The sequence below is a fragment of the Candidatus Poribacteria bacterium genome, assembly GCA_021295755.1.
Lineage (GTDB): Bacteria > Poribacteria > WGA-4E > WGA-4E > PCPOR2b > PCPOR2b.
The window spans coordinates 1-6,567 of the sequence record JAGWBT010000175.1 but is presented as its reverse complement, the minus strand read 5'-3'; the positions used below and the strand labels follow the sequence as shown (position 1 = coordinate 6,567).

Sequence of the window (6,567 nt, the reverse complement as noted above, 5' to 3'; positions counted from 1 at the left end):
CGATGAGTCGTTCAAAAATCTCCCCGCCTTCGATGATATTTTGCAGATTCGTCCCATCGATCCCGCTATAGGTATGGACGTCGATATTGCCGTACCACTGATCGATGTGCAGGGGCGGCAGCGCATCAAGAAAATCGTTCATCGCGCGGAGGTGATCGGGGTCAATCGCCCCCTTGATAATCGTGTAACCGTGCAGGTCGAACAGATATTCTTCCATCGGAGTTGGCATGTTCTATCTCCTCAACTCAACATAAGCGGAAAGGGGGTTGAACGTTTTGACGCTAAATTATTGTAAACGAGCCTTTCAGAAAAAGCAACAACTGATTTTGCCTAGAATAGGACTTACGCATTTCAGCACAGTTGGCGCGGGGTAAGATGCCCCCCCGATAAATCCCCGATGAATCTCCGATAAATTGAGACCGGGAGGAAGTCCGTGCCGAGACCAGGCAGGCGGGAGGCAAGCACCTACGGTTGGCTGCGTAAATCCTAAAAGTGTTAGATTTTGTTAGATTTTGCCAGGGGTGCCGTTAAAGTTAGGACTTACGCAGTAGGGGAGAATTCCGATTCTCGACAAGTATTGCGGGGCAAGTTCGAGCGGATCCGTCCGCGCAGCCTCTCCCGATTCATCGGGATTCTCGTGAAACGGAACGGGACAGGCGGATGCAAGCACCTACGGTTGGCTGCGTAAGTCCTATAGAATTCTCTCGTTTTATCCGTTGCTTAAAATTTCAATGTGCTATATAATCGGTTTGATGCTCTGCTGCCTACGCTTCAGGGACGAATAGATTGGCAATATTACTTATGGAGTGATTGAAATGGATTTGAGGGCCCCGGCTCATTTTTAACACCGACGGTCACTGGATCATCAATTACCAAGATCGATGGGAACCGGAGGACATCACCAAGATGATGCCCACGCTCGTCAATGCCGGCGTGGATGCACTTTCTGTCCTTGTCGGGATTGACGATGATCTGTCTTGGCGGGGGAGTCCCCATGGCAAACTGTGGGGGGACAACATTGAGGACTGGAACCCCGATCCTCTACCTACCGACATTCACGGTCATCCGTTGAAATCTGTTGAACCGTTGCACATTCACGGCAGACTTGTGAAGGAGATAGACGGCAGGATGCCCGCGAACGCCCATGAGTGTTTGTACAGGCTTTTTGCGAAGCTCCTCCAGGACGATTGAGGGTGCCAGAAAGCAGGATATGGCGGTCTACGGCTCCTTCCGTATGAACGATGCCCACGCCTGCGATGAAGCCCGTGGATGGTATGGCCGCTCTCAGCAGAAGACGGAAAGACTCGATCTACTTCTTGGATCTCCTGTTCCTAGCGGCGTTCACGGCGCGGACTGGGCCTTTTCTTGGAGATGGAACTACGCGAAAACGGAGGTAAGAGAACGTTTTCTAGGGCTATTCGACGAAACCCTAACCCGCTACGATTTCGATGGACTAGAACTGGATTTCAGTCGCGCGTCACCTTTCTTCCGCCCCGGTGAGATTATTGAGAATATTCCGACATTGACGCAGTTCATGCGGGACTCACAGGAGATTGTCAAGCGACACAGTGCGTCAAAGGATCGGGAGTTACAGCTTATCGTCCGGGTCCCTGTCGGCATTGGGGAAAATCTGGAGGCGGGAATGGACACAGAGACTTGGATACGCGAAGGACTTGCGGATATCCTCGTATTGGGTTCTCCGGGTTACTGCGTTCACGAGATTGATATCGGCAAAGCGGTTTCCTTTGCGAAGGAAAACGGGACTTTGGTATTCACAGGGTTCGATGGGGCTACGTATACGGTTTCGCCGCAGGAGGGCTATGAGCGCAGTCCTTCCAGTGTGCTGAGGGCTACCGCACTGAACGGCTATCGTGACGGTGCTGCCGGTGTCCATCTTTTCAATTACGATTATCCGTCCCATCGCGCCGGTCCTACCGACAGCAACGACTTCAACATTTTTGATGATTACCATCTCCAAACCGTACAAGATCTAAGGGAGACTTCGTCTCTGGAATGGCGGAACCGTTGTTATTACCTCCCGTCTCCTACTGGGGCGGGGAGAGCAGATCACCGCCTCCAAGTGCCGCGTAAGTTGGCACTCATGGGCAGAGGGGCAGGTCCTGAGCACGCGATGCGCCTTATCGTTCACGATGCCATTGACGGTGGAAAAGCCGAAGGGAGAATCGGGAAGACCGAGCTTAGGCTGCGCATGGAAGATTTTGAAGATTCGCTGGACCGCATCCACTTTGAGGTCAACGGAAAGGTCCTCCCCTTCACGCCGAGTCGGACAGTGACAAACAGTCAGGGTCAACAGTGGCTTGTGTTCGATAATCCACCGTTACAACAGGGACTCAACACCATCCTATTGCTCTTGGAAGGCATTGAAACGCCTGACCCTTGGCCCAGCGTACACCAATGTGAAATCTTGGTTTTAACGAGCGACTTGACGTAAATCCTTAAATCTCTAACTTTCCTTTCAGAAGGAGGTTCGTAATGAAACTAAAAGTCGGTATCATCGGTTGTGGGCGCATGGCGAATACCATTGAGGACGAACAGATAGCAAAAAGGAAACAGGGACCCTACCGCAGCGGTCTAATGTTACCCTACTGCCATGCGGGCGGCTATGCGGTCGTTGAGGAGACAGAAATGGTCGCCGCGTGCGATATCGTGGAGGAGAAGCGGAGGGCGTTTCAAGAACGTTGGAACGTGCCGCGGGGATATGCGGATCATCGCGAGTTAATTGATGTGGAGAAACCCGATATCCTCAGTATTACAACCCGCCCAGAGCAGCACGCTGAGGCGATGATTTACGGGGCGGAGCACGGTGTCAAAGGTATGTATGCCGAGAAACCGCTGTGCTGTTCACTCCTTGAGGCAGATGCCATCAATGAGGCGTTTGAGCGAAACGGTGTCTTCCTTGAATTCGGACCGATGCGTCGAAACTGGTCGATCTACCGACAAGCACACAGTATTGCTCATAGTGGGGCGTTGGGGGCGGTTCGGTCGGTGATTGGGTTCGCTGGCAACAGCATCGGCGGACACTTTCTTGACACGCTTCTTTATCTATTGGACGATCCCGAACCGGTCTCCATCCGTGGAACGCTAGGAGAACTGCATCACGCCGAAGGAGATACCGCCAATATGCGGTTCGTGCGCGATACAGCCATCCTGTCGGCGTATGTCGAATTTGATAACGGGACGACTCTCCATGCAGCAGCGACCGGAGCAAGCCGGGAGTATGAACTGGTTTGCGAGGCGGGGATTATCCGGATCCAGAACGATGGCGAATCTTTGTCTGTGCGTAAAAGCGAGGAACAACAGCGTGCCTACGATCCGATTGAAGTCGAGCCGGTAACGCCGTGGAGCGGCACCGAGCGCAAGGTCCGTGAGTTGGTGGAGTCGATAAGAACAGGGAGACCGGGAGTCAGCAATCTGCGGGCGACGATGCTGGGGACGGAGATCGGATTTGGTATTTATGAGTCACATCTAGGGGGCGGTGTTGCTGTCCATCCACCGGTTGCGAATCGTGAGCGTTGGGTGTCGAGTTGGTAGGGAATCCGGTATTTCTACTAACTCTTTCTGGTTCATCTAAAAAGAAACCGAGTTTTTGGCAAAAACTCGGTTTCTGTTATGCAATTCTTAATATGAGCTATTTTTTTAGAATTACTCCGGGCGTAATTCCCCCAGAGATGTCTCGTCAGGGGCTATGAAATCAACGGCGGGACTTTCGACGCGGCCATAGGCGTTCCACACCTTAAAGCCGAGCAACGCCAGCAGCTCCGGCGGTGCGTTCTCCAAGACCTCTTTTGATGTGCCGACGGTGAGATTCTCTTGCGTCCGGAATTGGGGGCCGCAGAATGTTGACAACACCCCTAGTCGCGGTCCGTCACTCACATTCGCGCCTGTCCCGTGCCACATACGACCATCGAACACCATCGCTGTACCGGCGGGACCTTCCGCAGCAATCGGTTCAACATCCTTATCCAGTTCTTTGTCTGGGTGCCGTCCCGTCAAATGGCTTCGGGGTACGAGGCGAGTGCCACCGTTGTCAGCGGTGAAATCAACCAACATCCACATAACGTTGGCAACGACGGCTGGCGCAATCATCGGCGGTGGACCGGTGTCATCAACATCTCGACGTTCCCGTGTAATTGACCCAACGGGAAGTGGAGAGCGATCACGCCGGGTCGGTGGCGGCATCCACCACTGATCGGTATGCAGATTCATCGCTACGCCGCCCGGCTTGGCGATATTAGCGGTATAGCACGACAACAGATATTGTTCGCCGAGGACATGCCCAATCAGGTCGTGGACATCCTTGTGGAGCAACGGTTCATGAAAAATCTCTCCCTTGTTAATCAGCATCCAGACTCGCTGATTGATACCGCTGTCCTTTTCCTTACCGCCATCTTCATGAGCAAGCCCTTGCTGCTTTTCTGCGGCTGCCTGTTCTATCAATCGAGTGCGTAACGCCTCAACTTGCTTTGGACTGAGCGCGTTGGCGAGCAGACAATAACCGAACTCGTCCAAATGTGTTTTCGCTAGATTAAGGTCAGTTGTCGGTTGGGGCAAAACATTTTTCGTTGTGCTCGTCATGATATCATCTCCATTATAATCAATCGTTTAGGGATCTTCTATAATATACCTATCGGCACAGTGTAACCCAAACGTCAAGAATCGGCGAATTTCCACACCGACAACGCGGTGCGACCGAAAATCCACTCCCGCTCTTCCTCGCTCAAATCGGAGAAGTAATCAAGCGGGAACTGAAGTGAACGGTGATATCCTTCCCTCGAACTGACCGGCGGAAAGTCGCTCCCCCACATTACCCGTTGCGGTCCAAACGCCTCCACAACCATGCGTGCCAGCGGAGGGACGTTCTCGAATGGATAAGGCAGGTTACAGAATTCCCCGAAGCCCGGCAGTTTTATTGTCAGGTTGGGGTGTTTTGCCAAGGCAAGAACGCGCTTCAACTCATCATACGGTGCCACTGCATCCGTGCCCACACCAGCTAAATGTTCGATGACGATCTGGAGGTCAGGAAACAGCTTCAGGACTTCAGCAAATCCGTCGCTGAGGAGCGTTGATGGGCTTGAAGGGGCACTGACGACAAGATTAAGTTCGGCAGCAGTACGCCACTGTGCGAGCGGATCAGACGCTTCCGCTCGTGAGTCTGCGGCGAGACGGATCCCCACAAGCCCTTGGTCCGCCCAATAGCGCATCCGCTCTCCATCGTCGGTGCTTTCCACAATCATCGCCGAGGCAAGCCGGTCTGGGTGGGCACCCAAACATTCAACATGATAACTATTGTTGGTAGTTCCCTGATGCTGAATTAAGACCGCGCGATCGACACCGGATTGCTCCATGTGGTAAAGCAGAGTTTCGATGGGTTCGTATTTGTTCAGTCCGGCATGACAGTGGGTATCGACGATAATCATTGGAGTGATCCTTTCTCTATCATTGGGTTTGGGAAAAGTTGCGCGATTACAGGCACACAATCTTTGTGCACTCTAGGCGCATCGACTTAGAGCCGTCCACCGGGTGTGTAGCCAACTCCTACTTTGACTTGAGTCCCTTCCATTTGCTCGACAACATGCTGGAAGCATTCCTCAACCGTTTTGAACGGGGGATTTGGATATGTTTCGAGGCTAAATCCTAAGTCGTTCGCGCCGAACATGAGCATGTCAACGCCGGGTTTGGCAAGTTTTCGTGCATTGATGATTGCATCAACGGATTCCAGTTGTAGACTGAGGATACCGTTGTTGTTCCACCATTCGGCGTACTCTAGCCGTTCCATATCTGGCTTGAAGCCATACCCCGAACTGGGTCCCCAACTCCGTTTTCCTATCGGCGAATAGTAGAAGGCATCGATCGCTTCATCAACCGTTGCCTCCGTTTCGACCTGCGGCACGACAATTGCCAATGGTCCCAGATCGAGGATATTTCCAATGAGATAAGCGTTCCGTGTATGTTTGATACGCAACTGAACGGGCATCCCCAACTCTTCCAAGTTAGCGCAAAATGAAACGAGTTTCTCTTCATTGAACGCCGAGTGTTGGGCGTCGGTCCCGATTAAATCGTAGGAGTCCTGATTGAGAATCGCTTCGAGTTCACTTTTTGAAGCACTTGTAGGTGCTCCGCCGATGTTAATAATTTCGCTGTTGTGTATCCGTTGTTTCAACGTGAGTTGTTCTGACATATCTATACGACCTCCTTTAGTCGTTGATTATATTAACCAATGGTGCTAGTTTGCAGCCGTTGATAACGTGAAACGTGATGCGTGAAACGTAAAAATCATTGGTTCAGCGGTTCATTTAGCCCCAGCGGGGCGACATGTGTTGGATTGGGTAGACGCACGATAAATCCAGAAAACCATTACTGGTAATGAATTGACAAAACTACCGGATATTTGCGGTTATGGCTTGGATATGTCTATCCAAGCCAAGCGGGTTTTACAACTAACAACTTACGTTATTATAATCTAAGTTGCTAGTACTGTGTCAGATAAATTATGCTTTTGTGTAATAATAAAATCGTTTGAATTTCTGCCGTGCTTGATTGAGAGTA

At 51.6% G+C, this 6,567-nt stretch carries 7 protein-coding genes; 3 read left to right on the top strand and 4 right to left on the bottom strand.

Going from position 1 to position 6,567, the window contains the following annotated elements; all coding sequences use genetic code 11:
* On the bottom strand, positions 1 to 229 hold a 229-nt coding region (locus tag J4G02_20500; GenBank protein MCE2396907.1), incomplete at its 3' end, for a hypothetical protein.
* A 677-nt stretch (positions 230 to 906) separates the two neighbouring features.
* Here J4G02_20500 and J4G02_20495 point away from each other — a divergent pair.
* From J4G02_20495 to J4G02_20485, 3 genes are read left to right on the top strand one after another with little or no spacing between them, the layout of a single operon-like run.
* Positions 907 to 1,191 carry a hypothetical protein gene (locus J4G02_20495; GenBank protein MCE2396906.1) on the top strand — a complete coding sequence of 95 codons (285 nt, stop codon included), beginning with the start codon at positions 907 to 909 and terminating at the stop codon, positions 1,189 to 1,191.
* Positions 1,192 to 1,210: 19 nt separating this feature from the next.
* Positions 1,211 to 2,452: a hypothetical protein gene (locus J4G02_20490; GenBank protein ID MCE2396905.1), complete on the top strand. Its 1,242-nt coding sequence runs from the start codon at positions 1,211 to 1,213 to the stop codon at positions 2,450 to 2,452.
* Between the two features lie 41 nt (positions 2,453 to 2,493).
* Positions 2,494 to 3,552, top strand: coding sequence for a Gfo/Idh/MocA family oxidoreductase (locus tag J4G02_20485; GenBank protein MCE2396904.1), 1,059 nt, complete (start codon positions 2,494 to 2,496; stop codon positions 3,550 to 3,552).
* A 111-nt stretch (positions 3,553 to 3,663) separates the two neighbouring features.
* Here J4G02_20485 and J4G02_20480 read toward each other — a convergent pair whose 3' ends face one another.
* The 3 genes from J4G02_20480 to J4G02_20470 form a co-directional block, all read right to left on the bottom strand.
* Complete coding sequence (locus J4G02_20480) at positions 3,664 to 4,596, bottom strand: phytanoyl-CoA dioxygenase family protein (GenBank protein ID MCE2396903.1); 933 nt, start codon at positions 4,594 to 4,596, stop codon at positions 3,664 to 3,666.
* Positions 4,597 to 4,670: 74 nt separating this feature from the next.
* On the bottom strand, positions 4,671 to 5,438 hold the full coding sequence (locus J4G02_20475; GenBank protein MCE2396902.1) for an amidohydrolase: 768 nt from the start codon (positions 5,436 to 5,438) through the stop codon (positions 4,671 to 4,673).
* Positions 5,439 to 5,524: 86 nt separating this feature from the next.
* Complete coding sequence (locus J4G02_20470; protein ID MCE2396901.1) at positions 5,525 to 6,199, bottom strand: hypothetical protein; 675 nt, start codon at positions 6,197 to 6,199, stop codon at positions 5,525 to 5,527.
* Positions 6,200 to 6,567: the final 368 nt, after the last annotated feature.